At 70.7% G+C, this 17,262-nt stretch carries 18 protein-coding genes; 4 read left to right on the forward strand and 14 right to left on the reverse strand.

The genetic code is table 11. The annotated features are described in order from the left end of the window. Nucleotides 1-141: 141 nt before the first annotated feature. The 6 genes from ACTOQ2_RS06015 to ACTOQ2_RS06040 form a co-directional block, all read right to left on the reverse strand. Complete coding sequence (locus ACTOQ2_RS06015; protein WP_440098732.1) at nucleotides 142-1,842, reverse strand: molybdopterin-dependent oxidoreductase; 1,701 nt, start codon at nucleotides 1,840-1,842, stop codon at nucleotides 142-144. Nucleotides 1,843-1,964: 122 nt separating this feature from the next. Beyond that, complete coding sequence (gene rdgB, locus ACTOQ2_RS06020) at nucleotides 1,965-2,648, reverse strand: RdgB/HAM1 family non-canonical purine NTP pyrophosphatase (RefSeq protein ID WP_440098733.1); 684 nt, start codon at nucleotides 2,646-2,648, stop codon at nucleotides 1,965-1,967. Beyond that, nucleotides 2,645-3,361, reverse strand: coding sequence for a ribonuclease PH (gene rph / locus ACTOQ2_RS06025; RefSeq protein ID WP_440098734.1), 717 nt, complete (start codon nucleotides 3,359-3,361; stop codon nucleotides 2,645-2,647). Before rph ends, rdgB begins: the two co-directional genes overlap by 4 nt. A 5-nt stretch (nucleotides 3,362-3,366) precedes the next feature. Next, nucleotides 3,367-4,119 carry an MBL fold metallo-hydrolase gene (locus tag ACTOQ2_RS06030; protein ID WP_440071788.1) on the reverse strand — a complete coding sequence of 251 codons (753 nt, stop codon included), beginning with the start codon at nucleotides 4,117-4,119 and terminating at the stop codon, nucleotides 3,367-3,369. A gap of 120 nt (nucleotides 4,120-4,239) precedes the next feature. Further along, entirely contained in the window at nucleotides 4,240-5,061 is an 822-nt protein-coding gene (gene murI / locus ACTOQ2_RS06035) for a glutamate racemase (protein ID WP_440098735.1), read from the reverse strand. Between the two features lie 283 nt (nucleotides 5,062-5,344). After that, a complete protein-coding gene (locus ACTOQ2_RS06040) occupies nucleotides 5,345-6,136 on the reverse strand; it encodes a thioesterase family protein (RefSeq protein ID WP_440071790.1) in 792 nt (263 codons plus the stop codon). A gap of 350 nt (nucleotides 6,137-6,486) precedes the next feature. Here ACTOQ2_RS06040 and ACTOQ2_RS06045 point away from each other — a divergent pair, with 350 nt between their 5' ends. Continuing rightward, nucleotides 6,487-8,382 carry a DUF3352 domain-containing protein gene (locus ACTOQ2_RS06045; protein ID WP_440098736.1) on the forward strand — a complete coding sequence of 632 codons (1,896 nt, stop codon included), beginning with the start codon at nucleotides 6,487-6,489 and terminating at the stop codon, nucleotides 8,380-8,382. 226 nt (nucleotides 8,383-8,608) lie between these two features. Here the strand turns inward: ACTOQ2_RS06045 and ACTOQ2_RS06050 are convergent, their stop codons facing one another. From ACTOQ2_RS06050 to clpS, 6 genes are all read right to left on the reverse strand, one after another. After that, nucleotides 8,609-9,556, reverse strand: coding sequence for a PLP-dependent cysteine synthase family protein (locus ACTOQ2_RS06050; RefSeq protein WP_440098737.1), 948 nt, complete (start codon nucleotides 9,554-9,556; stop codon nucleotides 8,609-8,611). A gap of 155 nt (nucleotides 9,557-9,711) precedes the next feature. Continuing rightward, complete coding sequence (locus ACTOQ2_RS06055; protein WP_030906436.1) at nucleotides 9,712-9,990, reverse strand: MoaD/ThiS family protein; 279 nt, start codon at nucleotides 9,988-9,990, stop codon at nucleotides 9,712-9,714. Between the two features lie 87 nt (nucleotides 9,991-10,077). After that, nucleotides 10,078-10,215, reverse strand: coding sequence for a hypothetical protein (locus ACTOQ2_RS06060; protein ID WP_440071793.1), 138 nt, complete (start codon nucleotides 10,213-10,215; stop codon nucleotides 10,078-10,080). A gap of 152 nt (nucleotides 10,216-10,367) precedes the next feature. Next, nucleotides 10,368-10,784, reverse strand: a complete 417-nt coding sequence (locus ACTOQ2_RS06065) for a M67 family metallopeptidase (RefSeq protein ID WP_350973579.1) — start codon at nucleotides 10,782-10,784, stop codon at nucleotides 10,368-10,370. A gap of 9 nt (nucleotides 10,785-10,793) precedes the next feature. Continuing rightward, entirely contained in the window at nucleotides 10,794-11,318 is a 525-nt protein-coding gene (locus ACTOQ2_RS06070; protein ID WP_362680058.1) for a DUF2017 domain-containing protein, read from the reverse strand. Between the two features lie 151 nt (nucleotides 11,319-11,469). Then, nucleotides 11,470-11,757 carry an ATP-dependent Clp protease adapter ClpS gene (clpS, locus tag ACTOQ2_RS06075; protein ID WP_329091067.1) on the reverse strand — a complete coding sequence of 96 codons (288 nt, stop codon included), beginning with the start codon at nucleotides 11,755-11,757 and terminating at the stop codon, nucleotides 11,470-11,472. A 40-nt stretch (nucleotides 11,758-11,797) separates the two neighbouring features. Here clpS and ACTOQ2_RS06080 point away from each other — a divergent pair, with 40 nt between their 5' ends. After that, a complete protein-coding gene (locus tag ACTOQ2_RS06080; protein WP_440098738.1) occupies nucleotides 11,798-13,087 on the forward strand; it encodes a nicotinate phosphoribosyltransferase in 1,290 nt (429 codons plus the stop codon). Nucleotides 13,088-13,091: 4 nt separating this feature from the next. Continuing rightward, entirely contained in the window at nucleotides 13,092-13,667 is a 576-nt protein-coding gene (locus tag ACTOQ2_RS06085; protein WP_440098739.1) for an isochorismatase family protein, read from the forward strand. 7 nt (nucleotides 13,668-13,674) lie between these two features. Here ACTOQ2_RS06085 and ACTOQ2_RS06090 read toward each other — a convergent pair whose 3' ends face one another. Next, nucleotides 13,675-14,457 (reverse strand): hypothetical protein, encoded by a 783-nt coding sequence (locus ACTOQ2_RS06090; RefSeq protein ID WP_440098740.1) that lies wholly within the window; start codon nucleotides 14,455-14,457, stop codon nucleotides 13,675-13,677. A gap of 196 nt (nucleotides 14,458-14,653) precedes the next feature. Here ACTOQ2_RS06090 and ACTOQ2_RS06095 point away from each other — a divergent pair, with 196 nt between their 5' ends. Next, nucleotides 14,654-15,370, forward strand: coding sequence for a hypothetical protein (locus ACTOQ2_RS06095; protein WP_440098742.1), 717 nt, complete (start codon nucleotides 14,654-14,656; stop codon nucleotides 15,368-15,370). A gap of 56 nt (nucleotides 15,371-15,426) precedes the next feature. Here ACTOQ2_RS06095 and ACTOQ2_RS06100 read toward each other — a convergent pair whose 3' ends face one another. Continuing rightward, nucleotides 15,427-17,178: a DEAD/DEAH box helicase gene (locus tag ACTOQ2_RS06100; RefSeq protein WP_440098743.1), complete on the reverse strand. Its 1,752-nt coding sequence runs from the start codon at nucleotides 17,176-17,178 to the stop codon at nucleotides 15,427-15,429. Nucleotides 17,179-17,262: the final 84 nt, after the last annotated feature.

Here is a 17,262-nt window from a genome sequence, read left to right on the forward strand (position 1 = left end):
GGCCGCGCCGTTCACCCGGTCCGCCGCCCGGTCCACCGCCTGATCCGTCGCCTGGTCCGCTGGAGGCCGTCCCGCACAGGCCGGAACACGATTCCCCCGCATCGGCCGCGGACTGCGCGGGGTACGAGATCACGGCCCGGGTCAGGCGACCTCGACGGTGATGGTGTGCCAGCCGGTGGCGCCGTCCGGGGCGATGGGGACGCGGTCGCCGGTCTGGGTGTAGCCGGTGGCGTCGGTGGCGCGGACCTCGATGGTGTGGCTGCCGGGGGTGGCGTCCCAGTCGTCGAGGACCCACTGGCGCCAGGTGTCGGCGGTGGGGGCCTCGGCGAGGCGCGCCTGGCGCCACTGGCCCCGGTCGACTCGGACCTCGACCGCGTCCACGCCCTTGTGCTGGGCCCAGGCGACGCCCGCGACGACGGTCTTGCCCGCCGGGACGGTCGCGCCGTCCCTGGGCAGGTCGATGCGCGACTCGGTCTTGATCGGGCCCTTGGCCGACCAGCCCCTGGGGGTCCAGTAGGCCTCGTCCCGGTCGAAGCGGGTGACCTTGATGTCGGTGACCCACTTGGTGGCCGAGACGTAGCCGTAGAGCCCGGGGACGACCTGGCGGACCGGGAAGCCGTGGTCCACGGGGAGCGGCCGGCCGTTCATGCCGAAGGCCAGCAGGGCGTCGCGGCCGTCCATGACGACGTCGACCGGGGTTCCCGCGGTCCAGCCGTCGGCGGAGGTGCTGAGCAGCATGTCCGCGTCCTTCTGGACCCCCGCGTCGCGCAGCACCCCGGCCAGGCTGACGCCCAGCCAGCGGGCGTTGCCGATGTAGGGGCCGCCGACCTCGTTGGAGACGCAGCACAGCGTGACGTCGGCCTCGACCACGGCGCGTTTCATCAGGTCGGCGAAGGTGAGCTCCACGGGCCTGTCGACCATGCCGTGGATGGTGAGGGTCCAGTCGCGCGGGTCGACCTGGGGGACCACCAGGGCGGTGTCGACCCGGTAGAAGTCGCTGTTGGGGGTGACGAACGGCGACAGTCCCTTGATCCTCAGGTCGACCCCGGCGGGCAGCGCGGGGAGGGGTTTCGCGGGCCGGGGCAGCGTGACGGAGCCGCGCGCCGCGCTCACCTCGGCCCGCCCCGAGAACGCGCGCCCGGCCAGTCCCGCCACCCCGGCGAGGGCCACGCCGCCGACCGCGCCGGTCAGCAGGCCCCGGCGGTCGAAGGCGCGCAGGTCGTTCCCCGCCCGCATGACGGACGGCGTCGACGGCTCGGGATGCTCCCCGGCCTCCGGCGGGGCCTCGGGCGTGACCAGTCGCAGGCGCGTCGGCCCGGTGTCGTGCGCGGTCCCCGCCGCGCTCACGGCACCGGCGCAACCGGACACTCCTCTGTACGGCCCGGCCCAGGCCTCGTCGGGTACGAGGGCCCGGCGGACGAGCCATCGCAGGACGAGCATGGCGGCGCCGACCCCGGCCAGCGTCGGGACGACGTCCATCGGCCCGGAGCCGGGGCGGGCCAGCACGGCGACGACACCGATGAGGCCGAACACGGCCAGCCCCGCCACCCCGTACCGGAGGTCGCGGACGGCGACCCTTCCCAGCCAGGCGGCGATCGCGGCCAGGATCAGCAGGATCCCGGCGAGCAACACGGTCTTGTCGCTCTCGCCGAAGGTGCGGATCGCCCACTCCTTGAGCGGGGCCGGGGTGAGGTCGACAACAGAGTTACCGACCGCGACGACCGGGAAGGCCGCGGGTTTCACCAGGCCCGCGACGAGCAGTGACACCCCCACCGCGACCGCACCGGACACCAGGCCGATCAGCGCCGAAGCCCAGGAAGGCATGCGCCTGTTGCTCTGCATACCCCGACGCTACGCCCATACAGGACCGAAGGTTCTTACGCGCCGATTACAGGTGCCGTCCCGCGCCTATCGCGGGCGCCCCCGGCCACCCGCGAGCACCGTCCGGCGATCCACCGGCATCCTCAGGCGATCACTTCGGCGATGATCGGGGCCAGCGCGCGGAAGGCGCGGCCACGGTGGCTGATGGCGTCCTTCTCCGCCGCGGACAGCTCGGCGGTGGTCCGGGTCTCGCCCTCGGGGACGAGGATCGGGTCGTAGCCGAAACCGCCGCTGCCGCGCGGAGCGTCGATGATCACGCCGTGCAGCGCCCCCTCGGTCACCCGCTCCTCCCCCGACGGGAGTGCCAGCGCCGCCGCGCACGCGAAGTGCGCGCCCCGGTGCCCCTCGGGCACGTCGGAGACCTGCGCGAGCAGCAGGTCAAGGTTGGCCCGGTCGTCGCCGTGCCTTCCCGACCAGCGGGCGGAGAAGATGCCGGGCATGCCGTTCAGGGCGTCGACGCAGAGGCCGGAGTCGTCGGCGATCGCGGGCAGGCCGGACTGCTGGGCGACCGCGTGCGCCTTGAGCAGGGCGTTCTCCGCGAAGGTCAGGCCGGTCTCGGCGACGTCGCCGATCTCGGGGAACTCCTCGAGCCCGACGATCTCCACCGGGATCGAGGCGTCGGCCAGGATCCGGCGCAGCTCGGCGATCTTCCCGCCGTTCCGGGTGGCGAGGACCACGCGTGCCCGGTTCACGCCGGACCCGGCCGTTCCGGCCTCGTTCACGCCGGACCCGGCCGGACCGGACCCGTTCGCACCGGACCCGCTCATGCCAGTGCCTCCCGCTGGAGCCGAGTGAGCTCGGCGCACCCGGCCGCGCCCAGGTCGAGCAGCTCGTCGAGGGCGGCGCGGTTGAACGGCTTGCCCTCGGCGGTGCCCTGGACCTCGACGAACTCGCCGGAGCCGGTCATCACCACGTTCATGTCCGTCTCGGCGGCGACGTCCTCGGTGTAGCAGAGGTCGAGCAACGCCGTGGAGCCGACGACGCCGACGGAGACGGCCGCGACCGAGTCGATCAACGGGTCTCCGCCGCACATCTTGCGCTTGCGCATCCACGCGACCGCGTCGACCAGTGCCACGTACGCCCCGGTGATGGCGGCGGTGCGGGTGCCGCCGTCGGCCTGGAGCACGTCGCAGTCGATGACGATCGAGTTCTCGCCCAGCGTCTTGTAGTCGACGCAGGCGCGCAGGGAGCGGCCGATCAGACGGGAGATCTCGTGCGTACGGCCGCCGATCTTGCCGCGGACCGACTCGCGGTCGTTGCGGGTGTTCGTGGCGCGGGGCAGCATGGCGTACTCGGCCGTGATCCAGCCCTGACCGCTGCCCCGGCGCCAGCGCGGCACGCTGTCCTGCACGGAGGCGGCACAGAGCACCTTGGTGCCGCCGAACTCGACGAGCACCGAACCCTCGGCGTGCGCGAGCCAGCCGCGGGTGATGGTGACGGGGCGGAGTTGATCGGAAGAACGTCCATCTGCGCGAGCCATGAAACTCACCCTAGGTCATACCGGACCCCGCTCCGTGCGAGTTCCATGCGCCCGCCGAACCCGCCGCGGGAGGCGTCCTCCAGGACGCGGTCGCGGTCGTTCCAGGGCACCAGATGGGTGAGTACCAGGGTGTCCACGTCCGCCTTGGCCGCGTGCTCGGCCGCCTGGCGGCCGTTCAGGTGCAGACCGGCGGGCAGGCCCGGCTTGTCGATGTGTGACGCCTCGCACAGGAGCACGTCGACCCCCGAGGCGAGCTTGACGAGTTCGGCGCTCTCACCGGTGTCGCCGGAGTAGGCCACCGAGCGCCCGCCGTGCGAGACCCTGAACCCGTAGGTCTCCACGGGGTGGTTCACCAGCGCGGCCGTCACCTCGAACGGGCCGACCTCGAACGTCCCCGGCGTCAGCCCCACGAAGTCGAAGGCCGTGTCGAGCGGCGGCTCGTCCGGCATCGCGTAGGCGGAGTTCAGCCGCCTGCGCGCGTCGGCGGGCGCGTACACCGGTATCCGGGGCAGCGGGCCCTGCGGAGAATAGGTGCGGACCACGTGGTACGGGCACATGTCGAGGCAGTGGTCGGCGTGCAGGTGCGACAGGCATATCGCGTCCACGTCGTACAGGCCTATGTGCTTCTGGAGCGCGCCGAGCGCGCCGTTCCCGAAGTCGAGCAGCATGCGGAACCCCTCCGCCTCCAGCAGATAGCAGGAAGAAGGGCTGTCAGGCCCGGGGAAACTCCCCGAGCATCCAATGATCGTCAATTTCACGGCGGCCTCCTACGGTTACTGTGCGGCGCCGCGTGTCACGGCGCGGGCGCCGGTGGCCGGTATCCGCCCCCCTTCGTCCGCCACTCCCGGCTGCTCCCCCTACGGAGCGCCTGAGCACCGTCACACGCGATGCCCGTTGTGCGGGACATCCCCTACTACCGCCACTTCGACCGCCTGGATCTCCGGCCCGAGGAACCGTCGTCCGAGGTCGGCGAAGAGGCCCGCGTCGCCGGTGGCGCGGAAACGGTGCCTGGGCGCGCCCCCTACGGCGGCCAGGCTCCGGTCGTGCAGGACGCGGTAGACGTCCTTGGCCGTCTCGTCGGCGCTGGACACCAGCGTGACGCCGTCTCCCACCACATAGGAGATCGGCCCGGCGAGGAGCGGGTAGTGCGTACATCCCAGGATCAGCGTGTCGCACCGGTCGGCGAGCACCGGCGCCAGGTATGCGCGGATGACGTCGATGAGCTCGTCGCTCATCGTCTCCCCCCGCTCGACGAACTCCACCAGGCGCGGCGCCGCCACCCCGGTCAGCCGGACGTCGGGAGCCGCGGCGAACGCGTCCTGGTACGCCATCGACGCGATCGTGGCCCTGGTCCCGATCACCCCGACCCTGCCGTTGCGGGTGGCCTGCACGGCACGGCGCGTCGCGGGCTGGATCACCTCGACGACCGGGACGTCGTAACGCTCCCGGGCGTCGCGGAGCACGGCCGCGCTGGCACTGTTGCACGCGATCACCAGCATCTTGACGTCGTGCTCGACGAGGTGGTCCATCACCTCCAGCGCGTAGGCGCGGACCTGCGCGATGCTCTTGGGGCCGTACGGCTGCCTCGCCGTGTCCGCCACGTAGAGGATCGACTCGTTGGGCAACTGGTCGATGATCGCCCGGGCCACCGTGAGACCACCGACACCACTGTCAAAGATTCCAATGCTCGCTTGCGACACAGTTCCCAAGGCTAGGCGACCTGGGACGATCGATCACGGTAAGAATCCTCACAACGCCGATTACCAGCTCAGCCATGTATTTTTCGTAACATCTGGCCGCACGAAGTCCTGCCGGGGACCACGGCGCCGCACGAAGTCCTGCCAGTCCTACGGCACGGCACGACGCCCTGCCAGTCCTACGGCACGGCACGACGCCCTGCCGGTGCGGCACCGCACGACGCCCTGCCGAGCCCTGCGGCGCCCCGCGGACGCCAGGGGTCGTCCGTGGGACGCGACCAGGACGTCAGCCCCGCCCGACGCGGGCCAGCTGGCGGGACTGGGCGACCAGGCGTCCGGCGGAGTCCCAGACCTCGACGTCCTCGTCGAACCAGCCGTCGCTGATCAGACGGCCTCCGGCGATGAGGGTGAGCCAGCCGGGGGCCGGCAGGGCGCGCAGGTGCCAGGTGAGGTCGACCGTGGGCGCCCAGCCTCGCTCTCCTGCGGAGAAGACCACCGGCGGGAGGGCGTCCACGGCCAGCGCCAGCACGTACGGGTCGGGGTCCTGCGGCTCGGCCAGCCGGAAGTAGGCGCGGGCCTCGGGCCTGCCGGTGGGCCTGCCGTCGAGCCAGCCGATGGTGGGAGGGTCGAAGACCAGCTCCATCTGGGCGTTGAGCGTCATGTTCGACTCAGCCTTGGGAGCGGGCAGCGAGACGCACCGCTCGATCGGCGGCATCGCCACCGAGGGCTCGTCCGTCCAGTCGGGCGCGGCGTCACCGAGGGTCGCGGTCGTGACGAGCCCCTCGATGAAGGACTTGCCGTCCTGGACCAGGGTCGCCCGGGTCATCGTGGCGGTGCGGCCGGTCTTGACCTGCTCCAGGCGCACCTGCGCGGGACCGGGCCCGGCCGCGCGCAGGAACTGGACACCCGTGGTCACCGGATGCTCGTGGGGAGAGGCGTCCACGACCGCGCGCAGCAGCACGGCCATCAGGTAACCGCCGTTGAGGGGGCCGCCGATCGAGTATCCGGTGTCGAGGCACACGTCGTAGGTGGTCTCGTCCACCCTGATGGCCGCTGTCGCCTCGTCGAACTTCGTCATCCACGCTCCCGAACCTTGTTCTAGAAAGGCCACTTTACCCATTCCGCGCGACCTTCGCCTCCCCAGGCCCCGGATGGCCCGCCCGCCGGAGCCCGGCCGGCCCCGAGCCGGTGAATCGGCGCCGGCCGGGACATCGGAGCCCGCGGGAGGCGCAGGGGACGGAGGTACGGAAGAAACGGCAGCGACCTGCGGGAATAGAGCGACAAAGCCGACAATGGCCCATAAAGCCCCGTTGAACAGGGGTTGATCCCGCTTAGATGCACCAATCACATAGTTAGTTCAATGCAAGCGGGTTGCTAGCAATGTGCACTAACTTCTCCATATCCGCTAAGCCCACCTTGTGAGTGATCATGCCTGCCAACAATCCCCCCGACCAGTCGCCCACGCCGGGTCAGAACCCCGACAGGACGATCGCCTACCGATGGAACGAGGGCGCGCAGCACAACGACCAGCCGCACACACAGGCCTATCCGCAGAACGGCCAGCCCGGATATCCCCAGCCTTCCGGCGGCTACCAGCAGGGGCAGCCCTACCCGCAGCAGGGCCAGCCCTACCAGCAGCAGAACCCCCAGCAGGGCTACCAGCAGCAGCCGTACGGCCAGCAGGGCTACGGCCAGCAGCCCGGCCAGCAAGGTCAGCAAAGCCAGCAGGGCTACGGCCAGCAGCCCGGTCAGCCGTACGGCCAGCTGCCCGGCTACCAGCAGCAACAGCAGCAGAACTACGGCCAGCAGGCGTACGCGCAGCAGGGCGGGAACTGGCAGCAGGGTCCCGACTTCCTGAGCGCCGGGCCGCCGGCTGGCCCGGCCGCCCGCAGGAGCGGCGGTAAGGGCTGGCTGCTCGCGGCGATCGCCGCGCTGGTCGTGGCCCTCGTGGGCGGTGGCGGCTTCTTCGCGGTCAACCTGCTCAGCGGCGGCGGCGCGCAGCCGCACGACGTGCTGCCCGCCAACGCCATCGGCTACGTGCGCCTCGACCTCGACCCCGCCGCGAACCAGAAGGTGGCGCTGTTCACCATCGCCAGGAAGTTCACGGCCACCAAGGACTCCTTCACCGGCGAGGACCCGCGCCAGGCGATCTTCGACCTGATCAAGAAGGACGCCGGCAGCCTCGGCAAGGTCGACTACGCCGCCGACATCGAGCCGTGGCTCGGCGTCCGCGCCGGCGTGGCCGCGCTGCCTCCGGCCAAGACCGGCGCCGAGCCCGGTGCCGTGGTGGCCGTCCAGGTCACCGACCAGGACAAGGCCACGGCGGGCATCGCCAAGCTGATGGGCAAGGAGAAGTACGGCATCGCGTTCCGCGACGACTACGCGCTGCTCGCACCGACCCAGGCGGAAGCCGACAGGGCCGTCGCCGCCGAGCCGCTGTCGGGGAACGCCAACTTCTCCGACGACCTGAGCGCCCTCGGCGAGACCGGCGTCCTGTCCTTCTGGGCGGACGCGGGCAAGATCGCCGGACTGGCTCCCGAACTGGCGGCCCAGGACCCCACCGCCCTCGCCCAGATCAAGAACGTCCGCGTGGCGGGCGCCCTCCGCTTCGACGGCGAGTACGTCGAGCTCGCGGGCATCAGCCGCGGCGCCGAGAGCCTGGACATGGGCACTCCCGAGGCCTCCAAGATCGGCACGCTTCCGGCCTCCACCGCCGGCGCGATCTCGATCTCCGGTCTCGGCGAGGTGATCGGCAAGCAGTGGGCGCAGGTCATGAAGTCGGCCGACCAGGCCGCGGGCGGCGGCGTCCAGCAGTTCGCCGACCAGGCCAAGCAGAGGTACGGCCTGGCGCTCCCCGACGACCTGGTGACGCTGCTCGGCAAGAACATCACCCTCGCCATCGACTCCGGCGGCCTCAACACCAGCCAGCCGCAGTTCGGCGCGAAGATCGTCACCGACCCGGCCAAGGCGCAGGAGGTCGTCGGCAAGATCGAGAAGTTCCTCGCGGACTCAGGGGCGGCCGTCCCGCAGCTCGCCAAGGTTCCCGGCGACGGCGTCTTCGTCCTGGCCAGCGCGCAGGACTACGCCGCCCTGCTCAACAAGGACGGCACCCTGGGCGACAGCGAGACCTTCCAGCTCGCGATCCCCAACGCCGGCGAGGCGACCTTCGCCCTCTACGCCGACCTGGACAAGGTGGAGAACCTCTATCTCAGCGGCCTCCAGGGCGAGGAGAAGGCCAACCTCCAGGTGCTCCGCGCCGTGGGCATGAGCGGCACCCAGTCGGGCAGCGAGGCGTCCTTCTCGCTGAGGCTCCTGTTCAACTGACCGACCTGATCCACCTGGCTCCCTGATCCTGTTCGATCAGGCCTCCCCAGATCCCCGGCCGGGCTCCGGCCCGTCGGGGATCGTCCCGCCCGGGGACGGCGAAGGGCGGGCGTCCCACCGGGACGCCCGCCCTTCGTCATCGACACGTCATTCGCCGTCGCGGTTTCCCCGCGACCTCCAGGTCCCGCCACGGCGAGAAGCCTCGCCGCCCTTCCCCGGATGCGGTTCAGGCCCAGAGCTGGCCTTCGAGCCGCTCCTCGGCCTCGTCCAGCGTCCCCTCGTAGGCGCCGGTGGACAGGTACTTCCAGCCGCCATCCGCGACCACGAACACGATGTCGGCCCGCTCGCCCGCCTTGACGGCCTTGGCCGCCACGCCGAGCGCGGCGTGCAGGGCGGCCCCGGTGGAGACCCCCGCGAAGATGCCCTCCCCGGCCAGCAACTCCCGGGTGCGCCGGAGCGCGTCGGCCGAGGAGACCGAGAAACGCGTGGTGAGGACGTCGGCGTCGTACAGCTCGGGGATGAAGCCCTCGTCCACGTTGCGCAGTCCGTACACCAGCTCGCCGTACCGCGGCTCGGCGGCGACGATCTTCACGTCGGGTACGTGCTCGCGCAGGAACCTGCCGACGCCCATCAGGGTGCCCGTGGTGCCCAGACCGGCCACGAAGTGGGTGACGGACGGCAGGTCCTCCAGGATCTCCGGCCCCGTCGACTCGTAGTGCGAGCGCCAGTTGGCCGGGTTGCCGTACTGGTAGAGCATCACCCAGTCGGGGTTCTCCTCCGCCAGGCCCTTGGCGACCCTGACCGCCTCGTTGGAGCCACCCGCCGCGGGCGAGGAGATGATCTGCGCCCCCCACATGCGCAGCAGCTGGCGGCGTTCCTCGGAGGTGTTCTCCGGCATCACGCAGATCAGCTTGTAGCCCTTGAGCCTGGCGGACATCGCCAGCGAGATGCCGGTGTTGCCGCTCGTGGGTTCGAGGATCGTGCAGCCCGGCTGGAGGAGCCCGTCCTTCTCCGCCTGCTCGATCATCCACAGTGCCGGACGGTCCTTGATCGAACCTGTCGGGTTGCGGTCTTCGAGCTTGGCCCAGACCCGCACGTCCTCCGAGGGAGAGAGCCTGGGCAGGCCGACCAGCGGGGTCCGGCCGACCGATTCGATCAGTGAGTCAAAACGCATGGTGTACGGCTTCCGCCTCGGGTTGACCTTGTGGTGACAGACCTTTGCCTCGCGGTGACAGCCCTGAAACCGCGGCGTACGCCACCCGCCCCGCGAGACCTCGCCGGATCTCGCGGGAGATCACGGAGTCTCGCGGGACGGGCGGCGCCGCGCGGCTAGCGGGAGCCGCCGGCCACGGCGGGCAGGACGGTGACCGTGTCGCCGTCGGCGACCGGCGTCTCCAGCCCGCCCAGAAAGCGGACGTCCTCGTCGTTCAGGTACACGTTCACGAAGCGGCGCAGCGCGCCCTTGTCGACCAGGCGCTCCTTCAGCCCGGGATGCCGGGCCTCCAGATCGCCGATGAGCTCCTCGAGCGTGGCGCCCTTGGCGTCGACGGCCTTGGCACCGTCGGTGTAGGTGCGCAGGATGGTCGGAATGCGAACCTCGATGGCCATCGCGGGTCAATCTCCTTGCGTCGTCATGGGAGTAAAGCCCACCGGATCAGAACACCGGCGAGCACCGGAGGATTCCAGAAAAGCCGGTCAGCGACAGTCGTAGACGACGACGAAGGGCGTGTGCGCGAACAGGAAGTTCTGTACGGGCGCGACACCCGCGTGCCGCGCCCGGGGGCCGGGACGCGAGAGCACGACGTCCTCCTGGCTCGGGGCGACGGTCAGCATACTCGCCAGTTTACCCAAAGGGGTCATTCGCCTCACGGCCGTACCGGGCACCGATGCCGTGCGAACCCGGGACGCCACCCGGCACGGGCATCCGGACGGTGACGGACGCCCGGAAACGCGAGGCCTCGGACATGCGACCCGGACGGTGACGGTCACCCGGAGGTGATCGTCACCTCCTCCTCGCTCACGACGCCGTCGACGATCCGGTACGAGCGGAACTCGGCCTTCTCCCCCAGTTCCTCCCGGGTGGAGACCAGCACGTAGTGGGCGTTCGGCTCGGAGGCGTAGGAGATGTCGGTACGGGAGGGGTAGGCCTCGGTGGCGGTGTGGGAGTGGTAGATGACCACCGGCTCCTCGTCGCGGTCGTCCATCTCCCGCCAGACGCGCAGCTGCTCCAGCGAGTCGAACCGGTAGAACGTCGGCGACCGCTCGGCGTTCTCCATCGCGACGAACCGTTCGGGAGAGTCGGAGCCGACCGGCCCGGCGATCACGCCGCAGGCCTCGTCAGGGTGATCCGCCCGAGCGTGCGCGATGATCCTGTCAACCAGTTCCCGAGAGATCGTGAGCATGACTGGAAGTTACCAAAGGGCACGGACCAGGGTGTCCTGGAGGTAGGTCAGCCAGTCGTAGATGACGTACGCCGGATAGCGGGGGTCGCTCTCCGACATGTCGGCGATCTCGTCGTGCACCTCCTCGGTCACCTCCAGCCGGGTGCCGAGCGCGAGCCGCACGTCGTTCAGCGCGCGCATCCACGCCTGCGCCTGCTCCCTGGTCAGCTCGACCCGGCCGGGCTCGGCGCTGTCGAGCATCGTCTTGGCGTCGGCCCGCTTGCCCTCGCGCAGCGTCGCCTCGGTGTATCTGCGGAACTCGGCGGCCGCCTCGCCGTCCTCGTAGGCCGAGGGGAACAGCCGGGCCAGCACCGGGTCGTCGGACTGCTCGGAGGCGCCGATGCCGAGCGCCTTCTCCAGGGGGTCGTCACCCGTCTCCCCCGGCTCGATCAGGCCCAGGATCTGGGTGACCAGCGAGCGCAGGATCGACACCTCGGCGGCGTCGAAACCCGTGATCACGCCGCCCTCGCGCCCCGGCTTGAACCCCGAACTCATCTCTCGCCCACCATTCCTCGCGGACTCCACCCGAGATCCGCCCGCCACCCGCCGCCCGGCCGTCGCTCCGAGCCTCTGCGCTCCGTACCCGAGGGCCTCGAGCCCGGCCGCCCGCCGCGCGGCGACGAGTGACGCCGGGCCGCCCGCGCGCTCACGAATCCCGCTGGACGGTGGCCCACAGCCCGTACGAGTGCATGATCTGCGCGTCGCGCTCCATCTCCTCGCGGGTGCCGCTGGAGACCACGGCCTTGCCCTTATGGTGCACGTCGAGCATCAACTTCTCCGCCTTCTCCTTGGAGTATCCGAAAACGGACTGGAAGACGTACGTCACATAGGACATCAGATTGACCGGGTCGTTCCAGACGATCGTCAACCATGGCAGATCGGGTCTTACGTCGATTGACGGACGCTCGACCTCCGTTGGAGCGGTGCTACCCACATTCACCAGTCTGCCCTACCCCGGGCTTAGTCTTCGACTCGTGACAAAGAGCATGAGCACCGCGTTGCTTACCGATCACTATGAGCTGACGATGTTGGAGGCGGCGCTGAGAAGCGGGGCCGCCTCCAGGCGGGCGGTCTTCGAGGTGTTCGCGCGCCAACTGCCCGGCGGGCGGCGCTACGGGGTCGTGGCGGGAGCCGGCCGGGTGCTGGACGCGCTGGAGTCCTTCCGCTTCGAGGAGGAGTCCCTGGCGTTCCTGCGGGACAACGAGGTGATCGACGAACCCACCCTGGAGTTCCTCGCCGGATACCGGTTCTCCGGGAACGTGGACGGCTACGCCGAGGGCGAGTGCTACTTCCCCGGTTCCCCGATCATGACGGTGGAGGGCACGTTCGCCGAGGCCGTGCTGCTGGAGACCGTGATCCTGTCGATCCTCAACCACGACTGCGCGATCGCCACCGCCGCCACGCGCATGATCCGCGCGGCCGGGACGAGGCCCCTCATCGAGATGGGCTCGCGGCGCACCCACGAGGCGGCGGCCGTGGCCGCGGCGCGGGCCGCCTACCTCTGCGGGTTCTCCTCCACCTCCAACCTCATGGCCGGCCGCGAGTACGGCATACCGACCGCCGGGACCGCGGCCCACGCGTTCACCCTGCTCCACGACTCCGAGGAGCAGGCCTTCCAGGCCCAAATCGCCTCTCTCGGCTCCGGCACCACGCTGCTCGTGGACACCTACGACGTGGCCCAGGCCGTACGGACCGCGGTGGAACTCGCCGGGCCCTCCCTCGGAGCGGTCCGCCTCGACTCCGGCGACCTCGGCCAGGTCGCCCACGAGGTCCGCGAGCAGCTCGACGCGCTCGGCGCCCACAAGACCCGGATCATCGTCACCAGCGACCTCGACGAGTACGCCATCGCCGCGCTCGCCTCCGCCCCCGTGGACGGCTACGGCGTCGGCACGTCCCTGGTCACCGGCTCCGGTTCGCCCACCGCCGCCCTGGTCTACAAGCTCGTCGCCCGCGAGGACGCCGAAGGGGTGATGCGGCCGGTGGCCAAGAAGTCGGTGGGCAAGCCCAGCCGGGGCGGGCGAAAGGAGGCCTTCCGCGAGCTCGACGCCGACGGCACGGCGATCACCGAGCTGGTCACCGTCTCGGGCGAGCACCCCTCGGACGCCCGCCCGCTGCAGGTTCCGCTGGTCAGGGAGGGTGAGATCGTCGGCCGCGAGAAGCTGGACGCGGCCCGCGTCCGGCACCGCGAGGCCGTCGCCGAGCTGCCCTCGAACGCCCACCAGCTGTCCCGGGGCTACGCCGCGATCCCCACCGTGTTTGACTGATCGCATGTCAACCGCACTCATCATCGTCGACGTCCAGAACGACTTCTGCGAGGGCGGCAGCCTTCCGGTCGGCGGCGGCGCCGAGGTGGCCGCCGCCATCTCCCGGCACGCCGCCTCACACGGCTACGACCACGTCGTGGCCACCCGTGACCATCACGTCGACCCCGGCTCCCACTTCGCCGCCGAGCCCGACTACGTGAGCACCTGGCCCGTCCACTGCGTCGCCGGAACCCCGGGGGCCGGCTTCCACCCCGCCTTCGACACCGCACGCGTCGAGGAGGTGTTCAGCAAGGGTGCCCACAGCGGCGCCTACAGCGGCTTCGAGGGCGTCACCGCCGACGGTACGAGCCTGGCCGACTGGCTCGGCGAGCGCCGCGTGGACGCGGTGGACGTCGTCGGCATCGCCACCGACCACTGCGTGCGGGCCACCGCCCTGGACGCGGTCGCGCACGACCTGTCCGTTCAGGTGCTCCTCGACCTCACCGCCGGGGTGTCCGCCCCGACCACCGAGGCCGCCCTCGCCGAACTCCGCTCTGCCGGAGCCCGCCTCACGGGCACGCCCGTGGTCCGCCCGGCCTGACGGTCTCTCAGCTCTGCGGCATCCCCAGAAAAAGGATCATCCGGTCGAGCTTTCCGTCCATGGTCCGGTAGTTCTCCTTCAACTCGCCGATGTCGCATGCCATGGCCTTCATGTCGCGCTTGACCCCGACCATGTCCTCCGCCAGGACCGCGACATCCTCCTTGACCCCGTCAAGGTCCTCCTTGGTCGCACACTTCGCGACCTCCACCTTGAGCCCGGCCACATCCTCCTTGAGCCCGGCGACATCCTGCTTAACCTCGGCCATGTCCACCTTGAGCCCGGCCACATCCTCCTTGAGCCCGGCGACATCCTGCTTAACCTCGGCCATGTCCACCTTGAGCCCGGCCACATCCTCCTTGAGCCCGGCGACATCCTGCTTGACCTCGGCCATGTCCACCTTGAGCCCGGCGACGTCCTCCTTGACCTCGGCCATGTCCACCTTGAGCCCGGCGACGTCCTCCTTGACCTCGGCCATGTCCACCTTGAGCCCGGCGACGTCCTCCTTGACCTCGGCCATGTCCACCTTGAGCCCGGCGACGTCCTCCTTGACCTCGGCCATGTCCACCTTGAGCCCGGCGACGTCCTCCTTGACCTCGGCCATGTCCACCTTGAGCCCGGCGACGTCCTCCTTGACCTCGGCGAGGTCTTCCTTGGTCGCACATTTCGCGACCTCCTGCCTGACCTCGGCGAGGTCTTCCTTGGTGGCGAGGGTGTCCATCCTCGCCATGATCTGCTCGAACATGGGAGCCACGTACTCCATGATCTCGGTACGGATCATCTCGGCCAACACTTGTCCTCTTTGGGTGCATCACAGGGGGAACCCGGCGGAGGGCCCGGGATGGTTACGACGGCACGTTACCAACAACGACCACTCTGAGCATCCGAACGATTACCGGATCGGCATGGATGGGCAAACAGAACCATCACCGGTTGCGACAGGAGTATCACGGGGAGTTGAGACTTCTTACTACCGGTGGTGACCTCATATGTTCGTGCTCGGCGTCTCCTGGCTGATCCTGACCCCGCTGTGCCTGTGGAACCTGTTTCGCGGAGGGACGCTGGTACGGCTGACGAGCGTGCTGTCGCTGGTCGCGCTGGAAGCGGCCACGATCTGGGCCACCACGGTCGTCCAGATTCCCGCGCGGACTCCGATCGCCGCGCCCCCGGCCCCGGCGGCCCGGGCTCCGTACCCTGCGTCCCCGGCGGCCCATGCGCCGGCGCCGCCCCCCGAGGCGGCCCAGCAGGGCGCGCGGGACGCACGGGGAGCACAGGCGGGACGGGAAGAGCGGCTCGCACAGGGTGAGCCGGGCGCGCGGGGCACCTCCGGCGCGCGGGACACGTCCTGCCGCGGCCGGATGCCGGCCCCCGAGCGGGTGCGGCTGGCTCGCCGCCAGGGCGCGCCGCGCGGCGTGACGCTCTTCTGGAAGGCCAGGGCGGACGAGTGCGACACCGCGACCGTGGTCCTGCACCACAGGAAGCGCACGATCAAGGTCTGGATGCGCGAGGACGAGGCGGAGAACCGTTCGTCCGGCGCCACCACGTGGCCCGTGAGCGTCGCCGGCGGCGTGGCCTCCCTGGAGGTGCCGCTCACGGCGCCGGTGCGCGACACGGGGGCCTTCAGGGCGATCGACGGGCGGACCGGCAGGCCGATCGCCCTCATCCGGCCGGGTCGCATACCGCAGGAGCCGTCCACGTTCCGGTGACCCGGCCCGGCGGGACCGCCGGGCCGGGTGGCGATCCGCCCGGCCCGGTGACCCGGTCAGCGGGAGCGCTGGGTGGCCCAGTGGCGGATCTTGCCGATCCGCTCCTGGATCTGCTCGGCGGAGGCCTGCGCGATGGCGGGCCCGCCACAGGCCCTGCGGAGCTCGGCGTGGATGACGCCGTGGGGCTGGCCGGTGCGGTGGTTCCAGGCGCCGACGAGGCCGTTGAGCTCCTTGCGGAGGTTGGCGATCAGCTCGTGCGGGGCGAGCTGCGGCTCCTTGGGCTCGGGCTTGCTGCGCCTGGCCTTCAGCTGGTCGGACTGGCGCTTGCTCAGCAGGGTCCGGACCTGGTCCGGCTCCAGCAGGCCCGGCAGGCCGAGGAAGTCCTCCTCCTCGGGGGAACCCGTCTCCGCCGCGCTGCCGAACTCGCCGCCGTCGAAGAGGACCCGGTCGAAGGTGGCGACCGCCTCCAGGGTCTCGAACGGCAGTTCGTCGCCCACGACGTCGGGGTTGTCCTTCTTGCGCTGGGCGTCCTCCAGGAGGAAGTCGTCCAGCCCTTCCTCGGGGGGCTTGCGGTCGAGCACGTGGTCGCGCTCGGCCTCCATCTCCCCTGCCAGGCCCATCAGGGTCGGCACGGAGGGCACGAAGACGGACGCGGTCTCGCCCCGCTTGCGGGCGCGGACGAAGCGGCCGACGGCCTGGGCGAAGAACAGCGGGGTCGAGATGCTCGTCGCGTAGACGCCGACGGCCAGGCGCGGGATGTCGACCCCTTCGGAGACCATCCGGACCGCGACCAGCCAGCGCTGCTCGGAGGCGGAGAACTCCTTGATCTTCTTGGACGCCGTGGGGTCGTCGGAGAGCACGACCGTGGCGCCCTCCCCGGTGATGGTCCGGATGTGGCGGGCGTAGGCGCGTGCGGTCTCGTGGTCGGTCGCGATGACCAGGGCCCCGGCGTCGGGCACACCCCTGCGCACCTCGGTCAGGCGCCGGTCGGCCGCCCGGAGGACCTGGCGGATCCACTCGCCCTTCGGGTCGAGCGCGGCCCTCCAGGCCTGGCCGAGCTGGTCCTTGGTGAGGGGGGTGCCGAGGGTCGCGGCGATCTCGTCGCCCGCGCGGGTCCGCCAGCGCATCTCACCGGCGTAGGCGAGGAAGATGACCGGCCGGACGACGCCGTCGGCGAGTGCCGGGCCGTACCCGTAGGAGTAGTCGGAGACGCTGCGCCGGACCCCGTCGCCGTCCTCGGCGTAGGTGACGAAGGGGATCGGGTTGACGTCGGACCTGAAGGGGGTTCCGGTCAGGGCGAGGCGTCTGGCGGCCGGCTCGAACGCCTCCCGCACGCCGTCGCCCCAGGACTTCGCGTCGCCCGCGTGGTGGATCTCGTCGAAGATCACGAGCGTCTTGCGTGCCTCGGTGCGGGCGCGGTGCAGCGCCGGGTGCATGGACACCTGGGCGTAGGTGATGGCCACCCCGATGTAGTCGCGGGAGGTGGCGCCCTGGCTGTTCTTGAACTCCGGGTCGATCGCGATGCCGACCTTGCTCGCGGCGTCCGCCCACTGCTGCTTGAGGTGCTCCGTCGGTGTGACGATCGTCACAGCCCGGATGATCCCTCGTGACAGGAGGTCGCTGGCGATGCGGAGCGCGAAGGTCGTCTTGCCCGCACCCGGTGTGGCGACCGCGAGGAAGTCGCGCGGCTCACGGCTGGAGTACAGGTCAAAGGCCTCCTGCTGCCACGCGCGAAGCTTCGGCGCGGTGCCCCAGGCGGCACGGTCCGGATATGAGGGCGAGAGGTGGGATGCGGCGAAAGTGCTCACAGTGTCCCCAGGGTAATCTGCGCCGCCGACAAGACGTGCCGATCCGCCGACATCCTCGCCAAGGTCGTCTCCTCGTGCTAGTGA

Source organism: Streptosporangium sp. H16, from assembly GCF_051918855.1.
Lineage (GTDB): Bacteria > Actinomycetota > Actinomycetes > Streptosporangiales > Streptosporangiaceae > Streptosporangium.